General features: G+C 41.6%; 16 protein-coding genes and 1 tRNA gene. 8 read left to right on the forward strand and 9 right to left on the reverse strand.

What is annotated here, in order from left to right:
* Nucleotides 1-49: 49 nt before the first annotated feature.
* Both greA and OCV82_RS13145 read right to left on the reverse strand, forming a co-directional pair.
* Complete coding sequence (gene greA, locus OCV82_RS13140) at nt 50-514, reverse strand: transcription elongation factor GreA (protein ID WP_154044821.1); 465 nt, start codon at nt 512-514, stop codon at nt 50-52.
* A gap of 182 nt (nt 515-696) precedes the next feature.
* Nucleotides 697-1,842 carry a TlpA disulfide reductase family protein gene (locus OCV82_RS13145; protein ID WP_154044822.1) on the reverse strand — a complete coding sequence of 382 codons (1,146 nt, stop codon included), beginning with the start codon at nt 1,840-1,842 and terminating at the stop codon, nt 697-699.
* Nucleotides 1,843-2,054: 212 nt separating this feature from the next.
* On the opposite strand from OCV82_RS13145, the gene pnp reads away from it, so the two are divergent.
* The 4 genes from pnp to OCV82_RS13170 all read left to right on the forward strand — a co-directional run bounded on the left by pnp (nt 2,055) and on the right by OCV82_RS13170 (nt 8,012).
* Nucleotides 2,055-4,223: a polyribonucleotide nucleotidyltransferase gene (gene pnp, locus OCV82_RS13150; RefSeq protein WP_154044823.1), complete on the forward strand. Its 2,169-nt coding sequence runs from the start codon at nt 2,055-2,057 to the stop codon at nt 4,221-4,223.
* 104 nt (nt 4,224-4,327) lie between these two features.
* Nucleotides 4,328-5,215, forward strand: a complete 888-nt coding sequence (locus tag OCV82_RS13155) for an endonuclease/exonuclease/phosphatase family protein (protein WP_154044824.1) — start codon at nt 4,328-4,330, stop codon at nt 5,213-5,215.
* Nucleotides 5,216-5,659: 444 nt separating this feature from the next.
* Nucleotides 5,660-7,264, forward strand: coding sequence for an RNA-binding domain-containing protein (locus OCV82_RS13165; protein ID WP_154044825.1), 1,605 nt, complete (start codon nt 5,660-5,662; stop codon nt 7,262-7,264).
* 118 nt (nt 7,265-7,382) lie between these two features.
* Nucleotides 7,383-8,012 carry a GIY-YIG nuclease family protein gene (locus tag OCV82_RS13170; protein WP_154044826.1) on the forward strand — a complete coding sequence of 210 codons (630 nt, stop codon included), beginning with the start codon at nt 7,383-7,385 and terminating at the stop codon, nt 8,010-8,012.
* Between the two features lie 236 nt (nt 8,013-8,248).
* On the opposite strand, the gene OCV82_RS13175 is transcribed toward OCV82_RS13170, so the two are convergent.
* Nucleotides 8,249-8,322 (reverse strand) — tRNA-Ile (locus tag OCV82_RS13175).
* A gap of 340 nt (nt 8,323-8,662) precedes the next feature.
* Here OCV82_RS13175 and OCV82_RS13180 point away from each other — a divergent pair.
* From OCV82_RS13180 to OCV82_RS13195, 4 genes are read left to right on the forward strand one after another with little or no spacing between them, the layout of a single operon-like run.
* Entirely contained in the window at nt 8,663-11,293 is a 2,631-nt protein-coding gene (locus OCV82_RS13180; protein WP_154044827.1) for a calcium-translocating P-type ATPase, PMCA-type, read from the forward strand.
* A gap of 49 nt (nt 11,294-11,342) precedes the next feature.
* On the forward strand, nt 11,343-11,957 hold the full coding sequence (locus tag OCV82_RS13185) for an HAD family hydrolase (RefSeq protein ID WP_154044828.1): 615 nt from the start codon (nt 11,343-11,345) through the stop codon (nt 11,955-11,957).
* 5 nt (nt 11,958-11,962) lie between these two features.
* On the forward strand, nt 11,963-12,886 hold the full coding sequence (locus OCV82_RS13190) for a bifunctional riboflavin kinase/FAD synthetase (RefSeq protein WP_154044829.1): 924 nt from the start codon (nt 11,963-11,965) through the stop codon (nt 12,884-12,886).
* A gap of 15 nt (nt 12,887-12,901) precedes the next feature.
* Complete coding sequence (locus OCV82_RS13195) at nt 12,902-14,800, forward strand: DEAD/DEAH box helicase (RefSeq protein ID WP_154044830.1); 1,899 nt, start codon at nt 12,902-12,904, stop codon at nt 14,798-14,800.
* Between the two features lie 61 nt (nt 14,801-14,861).
* Here OCV82_RS13195 and OCV82_RS13200 read toward each other — a convergent pair whose 3' ends face one another.
* From OCV82_RS13200 to OCV82_RS13225, 6 genes are all read right to left on the reverse strand, one after another.
* Nucleotides 14,862-16,226, reverse strand: a complete 1,365-nt coding sequence (locus OCV82_RS13200) for a TIGR00341 family protein (RefSeq protein WP_154044831.1) — start codon at nt 16,224-16,226, stop codon at nt 14,862-14,864.
* 2 nt (nt 16,227-16,228) lie between these two features.
* Nucleotides 16,229-17,710 (reverse strand): oligosaccharide flippase family protein, encoded by a 1,482-nt coding sequence (locus tag OCV82_RS13205; protein WP_262543708.1) that lies wholly within the window; start codon nt 17,708-17,710, stop codon nt 16,229-16,231.
* A 36-nt stretch (nt 17,711-17,746) separates the two neighbouring features.
* Nucleotides 17,747-18,772 (reverse strand): Holliday junction branch migration DNA helicase RuvB, encoded by a 1,026-nt coding sequence (ruvB, locus tag OCV82_RS13210; protein ID WP_154044833.1) that lies wholly within the window; start codon nt 18,770-18,772, stop codon nt 17,747-17,749.
* Nucleotides 18,773-18,868: 96 nt separating this feature from the next.
* The gene (locus OCV82_RS13215; protein WP_262543713.1) at nt 18,869-20,377 is read right to left on the reverse strand and encodes an arylsulfatase; all 1,509 of its coding nucleotides are present in this window, start codon (nt 20,375-20,377) and stop codon (nt 18,869-18,871) included.
* A gap of 241 nt (nt 20,378-20,618) precedes the next feature.
* A complete protein-coding gene (gene pckA / locus OCV82_RS13220; RefSeq protein ID WP_154044835.1) occupies nt 20,619-22,223 on the reverse strand; it encodes a phosphoenolpyruvate carboxykinase (ATP) in 1,605 nt (534 codons plus the stop codon).
* Between the two features lie 384 nt (nt 22,224-22,607).
* A complete protein-coding gene (locus OCV82_RS13225; RefSeq protein ID WP_154044836.1) occupies nt 22,608-23,969 on the reverse strand; it encodes a TolC family protein in 1,362 nt (453 codons plus the stop codon).
* Nucleotide 23,970: the final 1 nt, after the last annotated feature.

Here is a 23,970-nt window from a genome sequence, read left to right on the forward strand (position 1 = left end):
TTGGATATTAAATAAGGCAAGCCTGCACAAAACAGACCTGCCTTAACTATTAAAATGATATACTTAAAATTTCAAGACTGATTTTACCCTGAGGTATAGTAATTTCCGCTATATCACCAACTTTCTTGCCCAACAAGCCCTGTGCAATAGGTGTAGTAACAGAAATCTTTCCTTCTTTAAGGTTTGCTTCGCTCTCCGATACAATTGTATAGGCCATCTTCATGTTGTTCTTGACATTCTTCAGCTCAACACGTGTAAGAATCTGGACTGTATCAGCTTTCATCTTTGATGTATCGATAATCTTGGCATCACCGATAGTCGCTTTAAGCTGGTTGATTTTCATTTCCAACAATCCCTGAGCTTCTTTGGCTGCATCATATTCTGCATTTTCCGACAAGTCACCCTTATCACGTGCTTCAGCGATAGCTGCAACAATTCTCGGACGCTCAACAGCCTCCAGATGTTTTAGTTCGGCCAAAAGTTTCTGATAGCCTTCTTCTGACATATAAGCCATAATAATTTTCCTCCTAAAATATTTCGTTATTAATAATTATCTCATTTGACATAAAACAAAAAAGAATTCCGACATGTTCAACTATGCCGGAACCCTTTGTCTTATATTCTGTGTGCAAAGATAAGCTTTTTTCTTATAAGTCAAGCAAATAAGTATTCTATTTTTACATGCTATTAAACATGTTAGAGCAATTTCTTGATTTCGGCTTCAATATCCGATTTTTCATTCAGCCTAAGCACCAGTTCATTGTTTCTGTTGACAAGGAATGCTGTAGGCAATGCCGTTACACCATATATGCTGACATAAGTTGAATAAGGTCCTTGCGGATCGCGTACGCATACCCATGGAAGGTTGTCGCATGCCGTTTTCCAGAAATGCTCGTCCGTATCAAGCGAAACCTGATATATCACCAGACCTTGTGAAGAATATTTATTATACAATTCTCTAAGCGCCAAAGTTCTTGCTCCAGAACTTGGAGTGCCGTATGCCGTGAAATCTATAAGCACGACCTTACCTTTATAGTCTGTAAGATGTTTTGTCTCGCCGTTTATATCTTTCAAAGGAATATCTATTATTGATGTCTCATTTATCATATCCTCAGATATTTCCAAAGGTTTTGTCTGAGGAGCGCGAGTATTCTTCATACCCTTGATAACCATATTATAAAGATTTCTTGAACGGTCGGCGTGCGGATAGTTATGGTTCAGGCTTGTAGCCACAGCAGCAAAACATTTCACATCTTCCTTATTTGACAGCGGATTGAATATCATAAATCCATTCAACTGCTGGAAAAGAGCAAAATAAGATGAAGCCTTGTCCGGTTCCTTATAGATGTAATTACGTTTTACATCATTCTTGTAGCTTTCAATCATACGGAACAGACTGTCCTGAGCAAGTCCGGCAGGCATTCCGGATTTATTAAGTTCATTTACCTTAGCCTGAAGTTCTGCCTGAAGCAATGAAAGTTCCTTTATCTTTACATTACTTTCAGAACCGGTTACAGAATATCCCGAAGAAAAAGTGTTATAATCCGAACTGATGTTTACCGTCTCTGTTGAATCTACAACAAAATTTATAATTCTGTCGTCAACTCTCAAACGATAGAAATCCGGAGCTTCAGGTCTGGCTTCTGAAAAATGGTATCGGCCATCGCCGCTTAATTTTGTAGAATCCAATCCTACAACGCCTTCTATCGAAGAATGTTCAATATACAACATCTTACCTTCTGCGCCCGAAATTTCACCCTCAACATTAAAAACGGGACCACGATTACATGCTGCAAATCCTGCAGAAATAAGGACGGCAGCAATATAGCTTTTTTTGCTCATATTGTTTATTTCAAAAAATGTTTAATCTTTATTTTTGCGATGCAAAGTTACTGTTTTAAACGATTTGACAAAGTTTTTTTACTTCTTCTTAGTAATAAGCTACAAAAAAATAGTATTTTATGAAAGTTTCACCTCAGTTTCACCTGTTTACTGCGATAAAATGTATATCTTTGCGCATATTTTGACGAAAAAACTATATTAAATCAATTTTTATGATCAATCCAATTGTTAAGACGATCGAGCTTGGAGATGGCAGAACCATCACACTCGAAACGGGAAAGCTAGCAAAACAGGCAGATGGTGCTGTTATGCTACGCATGGGTAACACCATGTTGCTAGCTACTGTTTGTGCAGCAAAAGATGCAGTTCCCGGAACAGATTTTATGCCTTTACAGGTAGAGTACAAAGAAAAATATTCAGCATTCGGACGTTTCCCTGGCGGTTTCACTAAACGCGAAGGCAAGGCATCTGACTATGAAATTTTGACTTGCCGTCTTGTTGACCGCGCATTACGTCCTCTTTTCCCTGATAATTATCATGCAGAGGTATATGTAAACATCACACTCTTTTCTGCAGATGGTGTTGATATGCCTGATGCACTTGCAGGACTTGCAGCTTCGGCAGCACTTGCTGTTTCAGACATACCTTTCGGTGGTCCTATTTCAGAAGTTCGTGTAGCACGTATTGACGGTAAGTTTGTTATCAATCCTACATTCGAAGCACTTGAAAAGGCTGATATGGATCTTATGGTAGCAGCTACTTACGAAAATATCATGATGGTGGAAGGCGAAATGGAAGAAGTTTCAGAACAAGACCTTCTTGAAGCAATGAAATTCGCACACGAAGCTATCAAGGTTCACTGCAAAGCTCAGATGGAGCTTATGGAAGAAGTAGGCACTACAGTTAAACGTGAATATTGCCACGAAGAAAACGACGAAGAACTCCGTAAAGCAGTTCACGACGCATGCTACGAAAAAGCTTACGCTATAGCAGCTTCAGGCAACAGAAACAAGCACGAACGTGGTGATGCATTCGATGCTGTTTGCGAAGAATTCAAAGCACAGTTCACAGAAGAAGAACTTGAAGAAAAAGGTGCAATGATAGACCGTTACTATCACGACGTAGAAAAAGAAGCTATGCGCCGTTGCATCCTTGACGAAGGCAAACGTCTTGACGGACGTACTACTACAGAAATCCGTCCTATCTGGTGCGAAGTTAGCCCACTGCCTGGTCCTCACGGTTCATCAATCTTCACACGTGGTGAAACTCAGTCTTTGAGTACTGTAACTCTCGGTACAAAACTTGACGAAAAAGTAGTTGACGACGTACTTGACCAGCACAAGGAACGTTTCCTTCTTCATTATAACTTCCCTCCATTCTCTACAGGTGAGGCTAAGGCACAGCGCGGTGTAGGACGTCGTGAAATCGGTCACGGCCACTTGGCATGGCGTGCTTTGAAAGGACAGATACCAGCAGATTATCCATACTGCGTACGTGTAGTTTCAGATATACTTGAATCAAACGGTTCATCTTCAATGGCAACAGTATGTGCCGGAACATTGGCTCTTATGGATGCCGGTGTACCTATCAAGAATCCGGTATCAGGTATTGCAATGGGATTGATCAAAAATGCCGGCGAAGACAAATATGCTGTTCTTTCAGATATTCTTGGTGACGAAGACCACTTGGGAGATATGGACTTCAAGGTTACAGGTACTTGCAAGGGTATCACTGCTACACAGATGGATATCAAGTGTGACGGTCTTACATACGACATCCTTGAGAAAGCGCTTCTTCAGGCAAAACAGGGTCGCGAATATATCCTTGGCAAACTGACAGAATGTATCGCAGAACCTCGCGCTGAATTGAAGCCACACGCTCCACGTATCGAAACAATGACAATTCCTAAAGAATTCATCGGTGCTGTAATCGGCCCTGGAGGTAAGATTATCCAAGGAATGCAGGAAGAAACAGGTGCAACTATCACTATCGAAGAAGTTGACAACGCAGGACGTATCGAAATCTCAGGTACAAACAAGAAGTCTATCGATGATGCTATTCGCCTGATAAAAGGCATAGTAGCAATCCCTGAAGTAGGTGAAGTTTACACAGGTAAAGTTCGTTCTATAATGCCATACGGTGCATTCGTAGAATTCCTTCCAGGAAAGGACGGTCTGCTCCACATCTCAGAAATCGACTGGAAACGCCTTGAGACTATCGAAGAATCAGGATTGAAAGAAGGTGACGACATCGAAGTAAAACTTCTTGAAATTGATCCTAAGACAGGTAAATTCAAACTTTCACACAAGGTTTTATTACCAAAGCCTGAAGGTTTGGAAGAAAACAACAAGAAACGCGATAGAAAACCTCAACAGAAATAAATCTAAAGAAAGGTGATCACAATGATCACCTTTTTTTATCTATAAACTCCAATAAGGAAGATAAATAAATATAAGAAACAAGTTAACTTAAAAAAGAATATACCATGACAAGGCATCTACAAACAGCAAAAAAATTTGTTCTAAATGCATTTGCAGCATTTATCACACTGACAATATTCTCATGTTCGTCTGTAAAAGACAATCCATCTGAAATAACCTATGCTACATTTAATATCAGGCTTGACCATTCAGGCGACAGTCTGAACAACTGGAAATACCGCAAAGACACTGTCGCAAGCTTTATACATGCTCAGGACTTGGATATTATAGGTATGCAGGAAGTATTGCACAATCAATTGGAAGACTTGAAAGCTAGACTACCTGAATATGCAGAAGTTGGTGTAGGACGAGAAGATGGCAAGACCAAAGGCGAATATGCCCCTATATTCTTCAAAAAAGACAGATTTGAGATACTGGACAATAATACATTCTGGCTGTCACAATATCCTGACAGTGTAGGATTCATAGGATGGGATGGAGCATGTACCCGTATAGCCACATGGGCAAAAATCAAAGACAAGAAAAACGGAAAGATTTTCATGGCTGTAAACACTCATTTTGACCATGTCGGAACAGAAGCACGTCGCAAAGGTGCGCTGCTTATTATTGAAAAAATAAAAGAAATAGTAGGCGACAGACCTGCAATCCTTACCGGAGATTTCAATGTAAACGAGCTTTCTGAAGCATACAAGACTTTAACAACAAACAGTTTTGTACTGAAAGATACACACAAAGAAGCTGAAAATACAAGTGGAGTAAATTATTCATACCACAATTTCGGCCGTTTAAATCCAGACTCCAGAGATAAAATAGACTTTATTTTCATCACTCCACAAATCAAGGTTAAAAGCAGCTATATACCTAAAGAGGGTACAAAAAGTGACAAACACCTTTCCGACCATAATCCTGTGATAGTAAAATTATCATTCTAAAAGTTGATATCAAATACTGATCATTGTTTTACATAAGTCATATGTCGCAAATAATTTATGTTTTGCGACAAAAATAAAGTTTTGTTACTTTAAAAAGTTTTACATACAAATCATAAAATGAAGTCATATGTTGATGATATAATCAATTATTTATTATAAAAACACTCTTTTTTAATGTATTCTATCGTGGCTCTAATATATTATTTGTACTTTTACATTGAAAGGGATGTCTTTTTATGGGAAAAAAGATGATTAATAGGCTAAGGAATATACTTGCCGAAGAGCCAAAAACATATAAGCGGTTGGCTGAACAATTATGAAAAGACAAAGGTACAGTTTCCAAATATGTGACGAATACCATGCAGCCAAATATAAGAAACCTTCTAAGTATAACAGAGGCGTTGAATATTGATGCAGGTTTGCTTAACCAAAAACATTTGAACAATGAAGGAAATAGATATTATCCAACAGATAAAACTTGGAGAGGTCAGTAAAGTGCAGTTCAAAGAGCGTCTTCTTGATAACTATGATATTGGTTGCGAACTGGTTGCGTTCAGCAATGCACGTGGCGGTATACTAGTTGTTGGCGTTAAAGACAAAACTGGTAGCATCAATCCTTTGTCGTATCAGGAAGTACAGGAAACCACTAATACACTTAGCAATATCGCTTCAGAGAATGTTGTTCCTGCCATCCTTGTTGATGTAGAAACTATTTCCGTGGATGGCGGAAGCCTTGTTGTGGTTCATATTAAAGAAGGGGTGAATAAGCCTTACCACGACAATCGGGGTATTGTGTGGGTGAAGAACGGTGCCGACAAGCGCAAGGTGTTCGATAATGCCGAACTTGCCGAGATGATGACCGACTGCGGCAGTTTCTCGCCTGATGAAGCTGGGGTTCGGGATGCTACGATTAAGGACTTGGACGAGAATACCATCAAAATCTTTTTAAGCAACAAGTTTGAAAAAGTATTGGTGAGAAAAGGTTTGGTGGGTGATGCATTCCGCGAGACCTCTTTAGATGCAGTCTGTTCTGCTATCGCTAGTGGGCACGATGGGGAGAAGCTACTGCGTAACCTACGTTTCATCCGACCCGATGGAAAAATCACAGTGGCTGCAATGTTGCTGTTTGGCAAGTACACTCAGCGTTGGCTTCCTGCAATGACAGCAAAGTGCATTTGTTTTGTGGGCAACAATCTTGGAGGTACACAATTTCGCGATAAGGTGAATGATGCCGACATTGAAGGAAATCTGCTTCATCAGTTTGAAACTATTATGGATTTCTTCACCCGGAACTTGCGCCATATACAAGTTGGAAAAGAGTTTAACTCGCAAGGAGTATTGGAGATTTCATACATCAGCCTTGTTGAGTTCACCGTAAATGCTTTGGTACATCGCTCGCTGAATGCGACTGCTCCTATCCGTATATTCATCTTTGATGACAGGGTGGAGATACACAGCCCCGGAATTCTCCCTAATGGGCTTAGCGTGGATGATATTGTTGTAGGTACATCCATGCCACGCAATATGTTCCTCTTCACAAATGCCATCCATTTGCTCCCCTACACAGGAGCAGGTAGTGGTATGCTTCGTGCCTTATCTGAGGATATGAAAGTTTCATTCACCAACAATGACAGAACTAACGAGTTTGTAATTACTATAAATAGACCGAAGGGTAGCCAAGTCAATGGTAACTTAGATACTAAACTTGGACACTCTGATACCGACTTAGGCATCAACTCTGACACTTTCAATGCTGACTCTGACACTAAGCTTAGACACTCTGACACTGGTTTAGATTCCGACTCTGACACTTTCAATGCTGACTCTGACACTAAACGTCCTAAAATAACAAACAAACAGAGGGATATAGTAAATTTCTGTAGTGTGCCACGTAGCAGCAAAGAAATCCTTGAGAGGGCTGGTGTAACATACCATAGCAAAAATATCCAAACATACATCATGTCACTTATCGAGGCTGGCTATCTCGAAATGACCAATCCAGAGCACCCCAATGCCAGTAATCAAAAATATAGGAGAAGTAATAAATGAACTCACATATATTCACCAACAAGAACGATAACACTGATGTACAAATTTGAAAGAGTTCTTGATTTCATTACAAACAACGACAAACCGTACAATAATCTCTAATTTCTAAAAAAACGATATGGAATACGGAATAGTTTATCTTCTAACAAACCCTGTAATGCCAGGACTTGTAAAAATAGGCATGACCACACAGGAAGACATTGATAAACGGATGAAGGAACTATATACCACAGGAGTTCCTGTTCCGTTTGAGTGTAAATTTGCGTGCAAGGTTAAGAAAAGTGATTGTCTCAAAATTGAAAAAGCCCTACATAAAGCCTTTGACCCTCAGCGCATCAATCAGAATCGTGAGTTCTTCCGTATTAACGTGGATCAGGCACAAGCAATCCTCGAACTTTTCCATCATGAAGATGTAACGGAAGAAGTGACTGATGAGATACAAAACGATCTCACTGATGAAGACAAAGCAGCCAGCACAAAAGCACATGCAAAACGTCCACCGCTCAATTTCTATGAGATGGGATTGCAGAAAGGCGATATTCTCATCTGGAAAGATGACCCATCAATTTCTGTCACCATTTTTTCAGAGCGCAAAGTGTGTTATCAAGGAGAAGAAACTTCTATTAGTGCACTTTCTGCTAAGCTAAAAGGCTACAAAGTCAAACATATACAGCCGACGCCACACTGGCTTTTCAACGATCGTCTTCTAAGTGAAGTCTATGACGAAACATATCCATTTGAAGAATAAAGGCATACTATAGGCTACTTCTAAACCCATATTACGATAATATTTATAGTAAACAAATGCTGCAAATGAAGTGTAATTCTATTGATTTCTGTTTAGATTATTGAAAATTTATGCTTAATTTCAGAATCCCTCAGGTTTTTACGTTGATCCATAAAATATATAGGAGCAACAGCTTGTAATCTGGAGGTTGGACACGAAAAAAGGCTCTATTTCGTTAGAAATGAGCCTTTTATTTGTGGACCAGCCAGGGCTTGAACCTGGGACCTCCAGATTATGAGTCTGTTGCTCTAACCAACTGAGCTACAAGTCCGATAATCGTTTTATTTTCGATTGCGATGCAAAGGTAGTGTTTATTTTTTATTCTGCAAACATTTGAAGAAAAAAAAATGGAACTTTTTATTTTAGACAGTCATTTTATAATCTTAAAACAGCGTAATATGGCACAAGGATATGAATATTTTTAAACGTGTGCATGTTTTTTAAAAGGCATAAAAAAGCGAAAAGCAATAATTTCCATCTAAGCATACGTAATTTATATAAATGAAAATAGTTCATATATACTCTATTAAGAAGTTTTACATCCCATGACACCGTAACTTCGGAGATATTGTTGTATTTTTGCACCGATTAATCGATTAAAAATTAAAGACATGTCACAGAAAATGAATGAAAATCATCTGAACGGACTGACTGACCAGGAGGTTATTGCAAGCCGTCAGAAATATGGGGAAAACTTGCTTACTCCTCCAAAACGTCCATCTATCTGGAAACTTTATCTCGAAAAATTCCAGGACCCTGTCATCAGAGTTCTGCTGGTGGCTGCCGTTTTTTCACTTATTATTTCAATTATCGAGAATGAATATGCCGAAACTATAGGCATCTTCTTCGCTATCTTTCTGGCTACAGGTATAGGATTTTATTTTGAATATGACGCCAACAAGAAGTTCGACCTTCTGAATGCCGTAGGCGAGGAAACTCCTGTTACCGTTATTCGAAACGGAAAGGTAAAAGAGATTCCAAGAAAGGAAATCGTAGTCGGAGATATCGTGATTCTGAACACAGGTGACGAGATTCCTGCCGACGGAACATTGGTGGAAGCTGTTTCACTGCAAGTGAACGAGGCTAACCTTACAGGTGAGCTTATGGTGAACAAGACCACCGACCCTGAACATTTTGATGACGAGGCTACCTATCCGTCGAATGCCGTAATGCGCGGTACTACAGTTACAGACGGACACGGAACAATGAAGGTTGACCGCGTGGGTGACGCTACAGAAATCGGTAAGGTTGCTCGTCAGTCAACAGAACAGAGCGACGAAAAGACTCCTCTAAACATACAGCTGGAGAAACTTGCCAACCTGATTGGTAAGGTAGGTTTCACTATCGCCATACTTACTTTCGTGATTTTCACAGGTAAGGACCTTTATGCATATTTCACAGCCAATACAGTAGAGACTTGGGAGCAGTGGCTTGAAGTGGCTCAGATTGTACTGAAATACTTCATGATGGCTGTAACGCTGATTGTTGTGGCTGTGCCTGAAGGACTTCCTATGAGTGTGACACTGAGCCTTGCGCTGAATATGCGCCGAATGCTGAAGACCAACAACCTTGTGCGCAAGATGCATGCATGCGAAACTATGGGTGCCATCACTGTGATTTGTACAGATAAGACAGGTACTCTGACTCAGAATCTGATGCAGGTACACGAAGCTCAGGTAGATGAGTCAAATCCTGAACTCGTGGCAGAAAGCATTGCCGTAAACTCTACTGCTTTCCTTGAAGAGAAGGCTGAAGGAGAAAAGCCGTCGGGTGTGGGTAATCCTACAGAAGTTGCCCTGCTCTTGTGGCTCAACGGAAAGGGTGCCAACTATATCTCACTGCGTGAAAATGCCCATACAATAAACCAGCTTACTTTCTCTACAGAGAGAAAATATATGGCCACACTCGTTGATTCGCCTGTAATGAACAAACGTGTTCTGTATATAAAAGGTGCTCCTGAAATTGTAATGTCGAAATGTTCATTGAGCGACGATAAAATCAAGGCATACAACGAGCAACTCCTTGCATACCAAAACAAGGCTATGCGTACTCTGGGACTTGCATACAGAATCATCCCTGAAGGAAAATCGGAAGATTGTGCTGAGCTTGTGGCTGAAGGCGGCATGACATTCCTCGGAATATTCGCAATAAGCGACCCTATACGTCCTGACGTGCCTGACGCTGTCAAGAAATGCCAGTCGGCAGGTATCGGTGTGAAGATTGTAACCGGTGATACTCCGGGAACAGCTACCGAAATTGCACGTCAGATTGGTTTGTGGACTGAGAACGACACCGAACGCAACCGTATCACAGGTACCGACTTTGCCGCATTAAGCGATGAAGAAGCTCTTGAAAGAGTTCTTGACATAAAGGTGATGAGCCGTGCGCGTCCTATGGACAAACAGCGCCTGGTACAGTTGCTACAGCAGAAAGGTGCGGTAGTGGCAGTTACAGGCGACGGTACAAATGATGCTCCTGCCCTCAACCATGCCCAGGTTGGTCTGTCAATGGGTACAGGTACATCCGTAGCTAAAGAGGCCAGCGACATCACTCTGCTCGACGATTCGTTCCACAGTATAGCTACAGCCGTGATGTGGGGACGTTCGCTCTACAAGAATATACAGCGTTTCATCGTGTTCCAGCTTACTATCAACGTAGTAGCATTGCTGAGTGTCCTCCTCGGAGCATTCTTCGGTTCTGCCCTTCCGCTCACCGTTACACAGATGCTTTGGGTGAACCTGATTATGGATACATTCGCTGCCATGGCTTTGGCATCAATCTCTCCAAGCATGGACGTGATGAACGAAAAGCCTCGCAAGCGTACCGACTTCATCATCAGCAAGGCAATGCAGAGCAATATTTTCATAACCGGAGCATGTTTCCTTGCCGTATTATTGGGTATAATGGCTTATATGAACAATTCTGCCGCAGGTATGGATGTTCATAACCTGACAATATTCTTCACCGTGTTCGTGATGCTTCAGTTCTGGAATCTGTTCAATGCCAGTGTATTCGGGACAAACCATTCTATCTTCAAGGATGCAGGTCATGCACTAGGTATGCTTAGTGTGGCACTGATAATTCTTGTAGGTCAGTTCATTATCGTTACCTTCGGTGGCAAAGTGTTCCGTACCGAGGCTCTTCCGCTGATGGATTGGGTTTATATTATAGGCGGAACTTCTATTGTACTTTGGATTGGCGAAATCTGGAGAGGTATCAAGAGAATGAGCTCTAAAGGATAGCTGAGAAGGTTTCAGTTAACAAGTTGACAAGTTAACAAGGTTTTAAAATATGAATTCAAAAATCAAAAATATAATATTTGACTGGGGTGGCGTTCTTATCGACGTCACCTTGGACAGATTTCTAGCCGAATGCAAAGCAGCCGGAATCTGTTTCGAGGATAAAGAAATAACCGGCACTCACAAGACAGGATTCTTCCTTGAATACGAACTTGGCAATATATCTGATGACGATGCGCGCAATGAGTTGCGCCGTAGAGCAGGCAAAGATATATCAGATGAGGAAATCGACCGTATATGGAACACAATGATAGACAGTATTCCGGAAGAGAAACTTGAACTGCTTTACAGACTGAAGGATAAATACAATCTGTATATACTTAGCAACACTAATGCAATTCATTGGGATAATGTAGCACCGAAAGTATTCAGCTACAAAGGATTGGGTATTGATGATTTCTTCAAGAAAGTATTTCTCTCGCATGAAATGCACCTTGCCAAACCGGACACTGCAATTTATCTGAAAGCACTGTCAGAAGCAGGACTCAAGGCAGAAGAAACCATGTTTATAGACGACTCAAAACTGAACTGCGACGCAGCACAATCGGTAGGTATAAATACCGTACATTACATTCCGGGAGATGATCTCTCACTGATTTTCAAATAATAAAAATGAAGTTTATAGAAGAATACGATAAAACTGACATAAAGCCATGCGCGGCAACAATAGGATGCTTCGACGGAGTACACACCGGACACCGCTATCTGGTAAAACAGGTTCGCGACATAGCCGATGAAAAAGGTCTGAAAAGTGCCCTTATCACCTTTCCTATACATCCACGCCAGGTTATGCAGGCAGACTATATGCCGGAACTCTTATCGTGTCCTGCACAAAAAACTTCACTTATCAGTTCTCTTGATTCCGATTACTGCATAGTCCTCCCTTTCACTAAAGAACTTTCGCAACTTACGGCACGCGAGTTCATGGAGCTACTGCACAACAGATACAATGTACGTGCACTGGTTATAGGCTATGACCACCGTTTCGGACACAACCGCACAGAGACTTTCGAGGATTATTGCCGCTACGGACAGGAACTTGGTATGTCTGTAATAAAAGCCGAACCTCTGAAATGTGACATCACAGATACTTTCATCAGTTCATCTGCCATAAGAAAACTACTTAAATGTGGCGATGTGGTTACGGCAAACCGCTTCCTGGGATATAACTATTATATTGACGGCACAGTGACAGACGGGCATAAGATAGGACGGAAAATCGGCTTCCCTACTGCAAATATCATTCCTTCATGTCCGGAAAAACTAATACCGGAGAACGGAGTTTATGCAGTACGCGTACCAATAGACAATACAGTTTACAAAGGGATGCTGAACATAGGCAACCGCCCTACCCTGAACAATGGCAGTAACGTAAGCATCGAAGTACATATAATCGACTTCAGCGGTGATATATATCATCATCCTTTAAGGATTGAGTTTATCAGCAGAATAAGACAGGAGATAAAGTTTGCCTCAATGGAAGAGTTGATAGAACAACTTGAAAAAGACAAGACGATAATATCAGAAATAGAATAATTTTAATAACAACAAATGAAGACATTCGAAGAATTAGGCGTTTCCGAAGAAATACGCAGGGCGATAGAAGAAATGGGATATGAGTATCCTATGCCCGTACAGGAAGAAGTTATACCGTATTTATTAGGAAACGGAAATGACGTAGTGGCTCTGGCACAAACCGGAACCGGAAAAACAGCCGCATTTGGTCTGCCGCTGATACAGAAAATTAATCTTGATGAATGTGTACCGCAAGCACTGGTGCTCTGCCCTACACGAGAACTGTGCCTGCAGATAGCAGGTGACCTTACTGACTATTCAAAATATATTTCAGATCTTAAGATATTACCTGTCTATGGAGGTTCATCCATAGAAAGCCAAATCAGAAGCCTAAAAAAAGGTGTGCATATCATAGTAGCTACTCCGGGACGACTCATCGACCTTATGGAGCGCAAAGTGGCCCGCCTTGAAACTATCAGAGACGTAGTGATGGACGAAGCCGACGAGATGCTCAACATGGGATTCACCGAAAGTATCAATGCCATACTGGAAAAAGTGCCTGAAGACCGTAACACTCTGATGTTCTCTGCCACAATGAGTCCTGAAATCTCGCGCATTGCGAAGACTTACCTGCATAACGCAAAAGAAATAACCATAGGAACAAAGAACGAAGGCAGCAAGAACGTAAACCATATAGCATATATCGTACACGCAAAGGACAAGTATCTCGCGCTGAAACGTATCGTGGACTACTATCCTCAGATATACGGTATCATCTTCTGCCGTACACGAATAGAGACTCAAGAGATAGCCGACAAGCTGATACAGGACGGATACAGTGCCGACTCTCTTCACGGCGAACTGAGTCAGGCCCAACGTGACCTCGTGATGCAGAAATTCCGCCAGCGTCATCTGCAGCTTCTTGTAGCTACTGACGTGGCAGCACGCGGACTTGACGTGAACGACCTTACTCACGTTATCAACTATGCCCTGCCTGACGATACAGAAAGCTATACACACCGAAGCGGACGTACAGGACGTGCAGGAAAGACAGGTATCTCTATCGCCATAATCAATATGCGCGAGAAGGGAAAGATGCGTGAAATAGAACGTATCATCAACAAGAAATTCACGATAGGAACACTCCCAGCCGGAAAGGAGATTTGCGAACAGCAGCTCATCAAGGTTATAGACGATATAGAAAAGGTTAAGGTGAACGAGGAAGATATCGAAGCATTCCTCCCTGGCATCTACCGTAAGTTCGAATGGCTGAGCAAGGAAGACCTTATCAAGCGCGTAGTATCAATGGAGTTCAACCGCTTCCTGGAATACTACCGCAATGCACCTGAAATCGAACAGCCTAAGGCAAACGAGAAAGATAAGTCGGACAAGCCCCGCAAGGATCGCGGAAGCGACAAGGAAAAGACAGCCCGCAAAGCAGAAAAGGGATATGCACGTCTATTCCTCAACATGGGTAAAACTGACGGTTTCTATGCAAATCAGGTCATAGAACTGATTAACCGCAACACAAAGAAAGAGCGCATACAGATAGGACGCATTGACCTGATGCAGAACTTCTCATTCTTCGAAGTGGCAGAACAGCAGGCTGACATCGTTATGAAAGCTCTTAACAAAGTTGTTTTAAAAGGTAAGAGAATTATAGTGGAAATAGCCGGAGAGAACAACGGCAAAAGTGATAAGAGCGGCAAGAAGCGCAATTCCGGTTCTTCAAAAGAGAAAACCACAAAGGAAACTCCTGCAAAAGAAAAGAAGGCTTCAAAGAAGGATAAGCCAAGCCGCGAGGAACGCGGATATACTTCAGCTCGCGGACCAAAGCATAAGGATGACTGGAAACAGTTCTTCGTGCATGACAATAACTCTTCAAATCCGGGATTTGATGATGCCGGAATGGGAAAGAAGAAAAAGAAGAAATAAATCACATACTAGTAAAAAAACGAAATGCGCAGCCTTGAAAGTTGCGCATTTCGTTTTTTATTTATTTTTCCATTACAATAAGTTCAAGCTTCTTTGCATTGGTACGTGTCTTGAGCCAGTCTGCCATACGTTTCTTATCAGCAGCAGATGGTTTCTTGGCACATTGCAATATAGCAAATGTAAGAGTGTCAGGCTTGAGACTGTCAAGTTCCAAACGGATACTGCGCGACAGTGCAACGGACTTGATACCTCCACCGAACAAAGCTTTCATCTCTCCTGCCAATCTGCTGTCAGCCTGTCCGCTACGGGTATAGAGCTCCAACTGTGTTTTCAGGGAATCTATTTCATGCTGTTGTGCAGCAAGCTTCTGTTCACTCTTCTTGTAGAAGTCCTCCATCACCATCGACTTGATATTGCTTATGTCCATCTCGCCATTATTCACTCCCTGGAATACTACAAGCTTGGTTTTTCCGAGGTTGTACTTTTCAAGCTTCTGCTCGGCAGCGGCTATCTGGCTTTCGGACACCTCATTGCCGACCATCACCACCTTAATCTCACGTTTGGAATAAGATATTTCCCTACTGAGGATTTGTGAATTAGGGAACTGGAGTTCCTCAGATATGTAATTGTTTGCAGCACTGTGATAGAATGTTTCCTTAACGATACCGTATGTAAGATATATCGCAGGACACATGGTCACCAAAGTTATGGCTATGATATACTTACGTACCAGTTTCTCACGGTTTTTATCCACAAACTCCTTGTGCTTGAACTTCATAAACCGTACTCCCAGGAAAGTGGCAAGGCTTATGAACACGGAGTTGATGAAATAGAGATAGAAAGCTCCCAAAAAATAAAGCAAATTGCCGGTTGCCAATCCGAATCCGGCAGTACAGAGTGGCGGCATCAAAGCTGTAGCGATAGCCACACCCGGTATTACGTTACCTTTCTCCTTTGTAGCCACAGCCACTATACCTGCCAGACCACCGACCAGGGCTATGAATACGTCATAGATGGTAGGCGAAGTACGTGCCAACAATTCCGATTGCACTTCATCAAGCGGAGTGAATGCAAAATATATTGTGGCGGTAGTGACACTGAACACAGTAGCTATGAAATAACTCTTCAGAGAGCGTTTCATAAGTTCGAAATCGTTGATACCGATAGCAAGTCCCACACCCATGATAGGTCCCATAAGCGGAGAAATCAACATGGCACCGATGATTACGGCAGTAGAATTGACATTCAGTCCGAGAGAGGCAATAAAAGTGGCAAACACAAGGATCCACAGGTTTGCTCCACGGAATTCCACTCCATTGCGGATGCTTTCAACTGTGAGTTGCTCATCCTCCATACTTTTGTTCAAGTCCAGATAGTCATCGTAAAACTTTCTTATCAGGTACTTCTTTCTGTTGTTAAGTTCCATAATTATTTCTTTATAAATCGGTTAATAACAGGGATACTTCTCAAAGGTAAGTCTTTTTTTATGATATATGCAACAAACAGCACAAGTAATAATGTACGGAAAGCAATACGCAACACTGTATTTTCAGGATAAATGTATATTGATGCTACATAAAGCACAGCCGCAAAAACCAGATAGACGAACATATCCTTTATAGGATAAGCCACAGGATATTTCTTCTGACCTATGAAATACGACAGAACAGTGATAAGTCCGTAGCCTGCCACCGATGCCCATGCCGAAGCCAGATATCCGTACTTAGGAACCAGCCAGATATTGAGTATAAGTATCACAGCACATCCTATAAGAGAGAAATATGCTCCCCAGCGTGTCTCGTCAATCAGCTTATACCAAAAAGAAAGATTGAAATAAATACCTTTCAATATTTCAGCTCCCATTACTATGGCAACCACACTAAGGCCTTCCCAATAGTCCGGAGCTACCATATATTTCAGAATATCCATATAGAACATCACAGCCAGAAATGCCAAAAGAGAGAAGATAAAGAAATACTTCATAGCTCCTGCGTAGGATGATGTGCTGTCCTTCTTATTGCTGTTGCCAAACACGAAAGGCTCGTATGCATATCTGAAAGCCTGGGTAAACATAGCCATAATCATTGCTACCTTACTTGTGGCACTATATATACCCAGTTGTACAAGTCCCTCCTGACGGTCGTCATAAAGGAAAGGATATATCATCTTGTCAACAGTCTGGTTCAATATTCCCACTACACCAAATATAAGTATCGGGAACGAATAGCTTAACATACGTTTCTGAAGTTCAAAATCAGGTTTGAAAGTCAGCTGTCTCAGTTCCGGAATAAAGAAGAGCATCTGTGCCGCCGACATTATCAGATTCGACACGAATATGTAGCCCACCAGATAATCAGGATTATAGAACCATGAGACCAATGAAGGTACATGTTCGTTCAGCCATGGACAGAGAAGAAGGAAGAAAAGGTTCAGCACAATATTGCCAATGATATTGAAAAGCTTGATTGATGCAAACTTTATAGGCCGTTTCTTATATCTGAGCCATGCAAAAGGAATACAAAGAAACGAATCGAGAGCCACTACCACCATCATCATCCCTACATAATCCTTGTGGTCGGGATATTCAAGGAATTGCGATATAGGCTCCAGAAATATCAAGCCAAGAATGACAAAAAGCAACGAAAGTCCTCCCACGAAAAGGGATGTATTGGAGAATACCTTTACAGGATCCTCTTCCGACTTGTTTGCAAAACGAAAAAAACCTGTCTCCATACCGAAAGTAAGGAACACAAGTATAAGTGCCGTATAAGCATAAACATTCGACACTACTCCGTAGCCCCCAGACTCTGCCGAAAGGACTGCCGTATATAACGGAACGAGCAGATAGTTGAGGAAACGTCCTACTATACTGCTCAGTCCGTAAATTGCTGTATCTTTAACTAGTGACACGTTGGGAATTAATAATTAAGAATTAAAAATTAAGAGCTAATCAAAAAGCGTTTTCTCCTGCTGCCAGATGCTCCTTCCAAGATGTTTGTATGCCAATTCTGTAACTTCACGACCACGCGGAGTACGTTTCAGGAAACCTTCCTTTATAAGGAAAGGCTCATATACTTCCTCCAGTGTACCCGGGTCCTCTCCCAAAGCAGTGGCAATGGTAGTAAGCCCAACAGGACCACCCTTGAACTTGTCGATAATAGTACAAAGAATCTTGTTGTCTATCTCATCGAGTCCATAGCGGTCGATATTCAGAGCCTCAAGAGCATATTTGGCTATTTTCAAATCAATATGCCCGTCACCTTTCACCTGGGCAAAATCGCGTATTCGTCGGAGCAAGGCATTTGCTATACGTGGAGTTCCACGGCTTCTTGATGCAATCTCACCTGCAGCCTCAACATCGCATGTCACCCCGAGAATACCGGCCGAACGCATAACTATGCGCGACAGAACATTCTCATCATAATACTCCAAATGAAGATTTATACCGAATCTGGCTCTGAGCGGTGCAGTAAGCAATCCGCTGCGTGTAGTAGCACCTACAAGAGTAAAAGGATTCAAATCAAGCTGTATGCTTCGTGCCGACGGTCCTTTGTCTATCATAATGTCTATACGATAGTCTTCCATAGCGGAATACAGGAACTCCTCGACTACCGGACTCAGACGGTGTATCTCGTCGATAAACAACACATCGTTGGGTTCCAAACTAGTCAGCACACCGGCCAAATCACCCGGTTTGTCAAGTACAGGCCCTGAAGTAACCTTGAAACCTACTCCAAGCTCGTTTGCTATGATATTACTCAATGTTGTCTTTCCCAATCCCGGAGGTCCGTGAAGCAACACATGGTCCAGAGCCTCAGCCCTGAGCCTTGCAGCCTTCACGAAGATACGCAGATTATCAACAACCTTGTCCTGCCCGCTGAAATCCTCGAACTGTAGCGGACGGAGGGCGTTCTCAAAATCACGTTCCTTTCCCGTAGGCTTATAATCTCTTATATCAAACTGATCTTCCATATAATATTGTAAAATACAAATGCAAAATTACAAAAGAAAATCATGAAAAGAACATATTTAAGCCAAAATAGGATAAACAGAAAGTGCATCATTGCTTTATAATGGCAGCGTTATCTTAAAGTATTCACTGTCTCTATGCTCTTTCTTGATTATATCAATCATCTTCTGTACAATATCAGGATGATTTGCAGAAATATCATTATCCTCATGAATATCACTTGATAAATCATATAGATGAGGTTTGCCTTTCTTTACGACCATCTTCCAGTCGCCCATACGTACAGCCATCTGGTCTGTTTCATGAAATTCCCAATACAGATAGTCATGTTTCTTCTGCATTTCATCATTTCCCATCAATGTAGGAGCAAACGATATACCGTCGAAACAGTCACCTTCAAGTTTCTTGTTCAAATACTTTTTAGGGAATTTCTTATCGCCAACCAGTTCGCAGAAAGTAGGCGTAATATCATAGAAAGCCAACTGATGATTGTTCACTGTTCCAGCCTCAACTTTACCCGGCCAACGCACAATAAAAGGAACTCTTATTCCACCTTCATAGCACTGACGCTTCAAGCCACGCAATTTCCCGTCACGGCCGAAAAATTCCGGGTCTGCACCACCCTCTTCATGAGGACCGTTATCGCTACTGAATATTACTATGGTATTTTCATCAAAACCTTTCTCTTTCAGCTTCGCCAATATCTCACCCACGTATTCATCCAAACGGGTTATCATTCCGGCAAACTCAGCATGAGTATGTACTGCAGGATTGTATCTGCTGCCTTCCGAGCCTCCCCAAGTTTTGTCATGGAAAAACTTTTTCTTATATGACTTCAAAATGGAATCATTTGGCTGAGCCAACTCTGCATGAGGTAATGTGTATGTAAAGAAACCATAGAAAGGAGTACTTCCGTCTTGCGAATCAATCCACTTAAGAGCCTCACGATGAATCATATCTGCAGAATACTGTGGACGTTTCTTATAGTCGTCGCCATACATCGGATATTTAATGTTTTCATCCATTGTAATACGTACTGTGGCCGTATCTCCCATCGACTTACTGTAACGGTTTAAGAAATTAGGATAATAAAGATGTGCCTGGAACTGACAGATGAATCCATAATATTCATCTATTCCACGCTTGTCTGGAGTAGAACACGAACCTTCGTATCCTCCTGCCCATTTACCGAACATTCCCGTGGTATATCCGTTATTTTTCATTATCTCCGGAAGAATTATATGACTGGGATCATAAGGTTCCTGACCTACGACTGTATATTCATCGTTGTCGCCATACTTCATCATAGGGACATTCTTCCAATACTCCTTGTTTCCACGCACGTGTGTATGTCCGGAATGCTGACCTGTCATTATCGTTGCACGCGACGGCGCACTCACAGGACTACCGGCATAGGCCTGCGTAAAGCGCATTCCTTCCTGAGCCATACGGTCAATATTAGGTGTATTGATATATTTCTGGCCATAACATCCCAAATCGCCATATCCCATATCGTCACACAAGATAAAAATGATATTAGGCTTCTCCGTTTTTTTAGCGGCTTGAATTTGGCATGCTCCGCTAGCCAATACTCCTGCACAAATCATTATGTTCTTAATCATAATACTTTGAATTTTGAGGTTAAAATCTTTAATAAAAAATAAATTACAGTCTAGCTTATCTAATTATAATCTGCTTACGAATATAAGGATATTTTTTCGGGATTAAATATTTCAGGACAAAACAAACTGAAAAATTTAATATTTAAGAAGTTGTTTACATACTTATCAATAAAAAAAAGCGATCCTCATTAGAGGACCGCTTTCTATATTATGTTGTAGTATTAAATTACAACTTTGGACCAGCAGCAACAAGAGCTTTACCAGCTTCGTTTCCTGTGAACTTAGCGAAGTTCTTGATGAAACGTCCAGCCAAGTCTTTAGCTTTTTCTTCCCACTGACAAGCGCATTCGTAAGTATCGCGTGGGTCAAGGATCTTAGGATCTACACCTGGCAATTCTGTTGGAACTACGAAGTCGAAGAATGGGATAACCTTTGTAGGAGCCTTGTCGATAGAACCGTCAAGGATAGCGTCGATAATACCACGAGTATCGCGGATAGAGATACGCTTACCTGTACCGTTCCAACCAGTGTTAACCAAGTATGCTTTAGCACCAGTCATTTCCATCTTCTTAACAAGTTCTTCAGCATATTTAGTTGGGTGCAAGCTCAAGAATGCAGCGCCGAAACATGCAGAGAATGTTGGAGTTGGTTCAGTGATACCACGTTCTGTACCAGCCAACTTAGCAGTAAATCCTGACAAGAAGTAGTACTGAGCCTGAGCTGGGTTAAGGATAGATACAGGAGGCAATACACCGAATGCGTCAGCTGACAAGAAGATTACCTGCTTAGCGTGAGGACCCTTAGAAACTGGCTTAACGATGTTTTCGATGTGGTTGATTGGGTAAGAAACACGAGTGTTTTCAGTTACGCTCTTATCAGCGAAGTTAATCTTACCGTTAGCATCAACTGTAACGTTTTCAAGAAGAGCGTTACGCTTGATAGCGTTGTAGATATCTGGTTCTGATTCCTTGTCAAGGTTGATAACCTTAGCGTAGCAACCACCTTCATAGTTGAATACACCTTCGTTGTCCCATCCGTGTTCGTCGTCACCGATAAGTTTACGTTTTGGGTCAGTAGAAAGAGTAGTCTTACCTGTACCAGACAATCCGAAGAAGATAGCTGATTCAGTTTCGTCCATGTTAGTGTTAGCAGAACAGTGCATAGAAGCAACACCACGAAGTGGGTTGAAGTAGTTCATCATAGAGAACATACCTTTCTTCATTTCACCACCGTACCAAGTGTTAAGGATAACCTGTTCCTTAGTAGTCAAGTTGAATACAACAGCTGTTTCAGAGTTCAAGCCAAGTTCTTTGTAGTTTTCAACTTTAGCCTTAGAAGCGTTGTAAACGATGAAGTCAGGTTCGAATGATTCAAGTTCTTCAGCTGTTGGGCGGATGAACATGTTAGTTACGAAGTGAGCCTGCCATGCAACTTCCATGATGAAACGAACTTTCAAACGAGTACCTTCGTTAGCACCGCAGAAACCATCAACAACATAAAGTTTCTTGTTTGACAATTCTTTAGCAGCAAGTTCTTTCAATACATTCCAAGCTTCTGTAGTTACAGGCTTGTTGTCGTTTTTATATTCTTCTGAAGTCCACCATACAGTGTTTTCACTTGTAGCGTCTTTTACCAAGAATTTATCTTTAGGAGAACGACCAGTGTAGATACCAGTCATAACGTTCACTGCACCAAGTTCAGTTACCTGACCTTTTTCATAGCCTTCCAAACCAGCTTTTGTTTCTTCAGCGAACAATACTTCGTATGAAGGATTGTGCAAGATTTCTACGGTACCCTGGATACCGTATTTGGTAAGATCTAAATTTGCCATTGTTCTAATGAATTAAATTGGTTATTATTTTAGATATATTTATTTCCTTTTTGGCGACACAAAAATACAACATTTTATTTGAATGCAATTAATAATTAGAGAAAAAAATCCGTAATAATGAAATATTTATACTTGTGTAACACATTTGCAAGGTATATGTTGCAAAACATAGTTTAAGGACTAGAATTCAGGCATTAAGAAGCCTTCGCAAAACGCCTTGGCATTTGATTTAAAACGATTTGGCTTTTTCTGCAATACATCTCATACAAAAAGAAGACTGCCCGAAGATCACTCCCCAGGCAGCCCAAATCATCTAATTATCACACTAGATAATGATAACAGTTAATTTTATATGAAATGATTGTGTGTGTTTCCGGAATTTCATTATCCCCTTCCTCCTCCTAGAGCCTGGTAGAGACTTATCACACTCTGTATCTCCATAAAGCGGTTAGATACTTGTGTGAGTTGTGCATTGAGCAATGACTGACGTGCAGTCAATACCTCAAGATAGTTTGTTGTTCCGTATTCCATAAGCAGCGAGGTGCTCATTACAGTCTTTTCCAAAGCCTTTACCTGTTTCTGATAAAGCTCGGTTTTCGACTTGCATGACTGATATGCTGTAAGTGCATCGTTCACCTCGGCTCCGGCATTCAACAATGTCTGCTGGAAATTCAGACTGGCCTCTTCCTGCTGAGCCTTTGCTATACGGAGTTGTGCTATATTCTGTCCACGGTTGAACAGAGGTAAAGTGAGCTGTCCCACAGCATTGGCAATAAACTTGGCAGGATTAACAATAATCGATCCTGCAAGATTTGTCCATCCGGCAGTTCCGCTAAGCACTATTGAAGGATAGAAAGCCGAACGTGCCTGGTTGGTAACATAGAATGCAGCCTCAAGAGAACGTTCCGCCGAACGGACGTCAGGACGGTTTGACAACATTTGCAATGGCACACCAACAGACAAATCCTCAGGCATCTTCTGATCCGCTAATTTTCCACGTTCATAATCGCGTGGAGTTTCTGCCAGAAGCAGTGCCATACTGTTCAATGTCTGGTTAATCTGTTCTTTCAGGTCAATTACAGATGTCTGCACACTATAATATGTAGCTTCCATCTGTGAAACACCTGCTTCATTATATTGTCCGGCATCCATAAGCGCACGTGCAGCATCCACAGTTTCTTTCCATGCAGTTTCTGTCTCCTGCGACAACGCCAATTGTTCGTCAAGCATAAGAAGTGTATAATATGTATTGGCTACACTTGCTATCAGTTGCGAACGTACAGCCTGCTTATAATCAATGCTTTGTGCATATAATGCCTGAGCCTGTTTCTTGGAATTGCGCATACGTCCGAAGATATCAAGTTCCCAACTTGCTGTGACAGGAAGCTGATATGATTTTGTAGCTTTCTGACCATCAAAGCTGCTGATTGTTCCCTGCGGAGCCAAAGCGAATGACGGCAGGAAAGCAAGCTTAGAAGCAAGGAGAGTAGCTTTCGACTCTTCTATTCTCAATTGCGCAGACTGATAATCGGTATTATTCTGCAATGCCTGCTCTATCAAGGTCTGCAGATGAGGATCTGTGAAAACCTCTTTCCAGTCGGAATTGCCGAAATTCAGCGTATCCGCAACCTCCACCTTTTCTCCGTACAGGCTGTCAGGAACTGTTTCTGCAGGTTTATATTTTGTATATATACCACAGCTGCTTAACATTGCAGCTGTAGTAGCGATTATTATAAATTTCTTCATG

Source organism: Bacteroides cellulolyticus (assembly GCF_025567135.1).
Classification (GTDB): Bacteria; Bacteroidota; Bacteroidia; order Bacteroidales; family Bacteroidaceae; genus Phocaeicola; species Phocaeicola cellulolyticus.

Coding starts and splice junctions, on each gene's coding strand:
- OCV82_RS13225 (WP_154044836.1), bottom strand. CDS start 23,969: ATGAAGAAATTTATAATAATCGCTACTACAGCTGCAATGTTAAGCAGC.
- OCV82_RS13190 (WP_154044829.1), top strand. CDS start 11,963: ATGAAGTTTATAGAAGAATACGATAAAACTGACATAAAGCCATGCGCG.
- greA (WP_154044821.1), bottom strand. CDS start 514: ATGGCTTATATGTCAGAAGAAGGCTATCAGAAACTTTTGGCCGAACTA.
- OCV82_RS13180 (WP_154044827.1), top strand. CDS start 8,663: ATGTCACAGAAAATGAATGAAAATCATCTGAACGGACTGACTGACCAG.
- OCV82_RS13165 (WP_154044825.1), top strand. CDS start 5,660: ATGAAGGAAATAGATATTATCCAACAGATAAAACTTGGAGAGGTCAGT.
- OCV82_RS13170 (WP_154044826.1), top strand. CDS start 7,383: ATGGAATACGGAATAGTTTATCTTCTAACAAACCCTGTAATGCCAGGA.
- OCV82_RS13155 (WP_154044824.1), top strand. CDS start 4,328: ATGACAAGGCATCTACAAACAGCAAAAAAATTTGTTCTAAATGCATTT.
- ruvB (WP_154044833.1), bottom strand. CDS start 18,772: ATGGAAGATCAGTTTGATATAAGAGATTATAAGCCTACGGGAAAGGAA.
- pckA (WP_154044835.1), bottom strand. CDS start 22,223: ATGGCAAATTTAGATCTTACCAAATACGGTATCCAGGGTACCGTAGAA.
- pnp (WP_154044823.1), top strand. CDS start 2,055: ATGATCAATCCAATTGTTAAGACGATCGAGCTTGGAGATGGCAGAACC.
- OCV82_RS13185 (WP_154044828.1), top strand. CDS start 11,343: ATGAATTCAAAAATCAAAAATATAATATTTGACTGGGGTGGCGTTCTT.
- OCV82_RS13145 (WP_154044822.1), bottom strand. CDS start 1,842: ATGAGCAAAAAAAGCTATATTGCTGCCGTCCTTATTTCTGCAGGATTT.
- OCV82_RS13215 (WP_262543713.1), bottom strand. CDS start 20,377: ATGATTTGTGCAGGAGTATTGGCTAGCGGAGCATGCCAAATTCAAGCC.
- OCV82_RS13195 (WP_154044830.1), top strand. CDS start 12,902: ATGAAGACATTCGAAGAATTAGGCGTTTCCGAAGAAATACGCAGGGCG.
- OCV82_RS13200 (WP_154044831.1), bottom strand. CDS start 16,226: ATGGAACTTAACAACAGAAAGAAGTACCTGATAAGAAAGTTTTACGAT.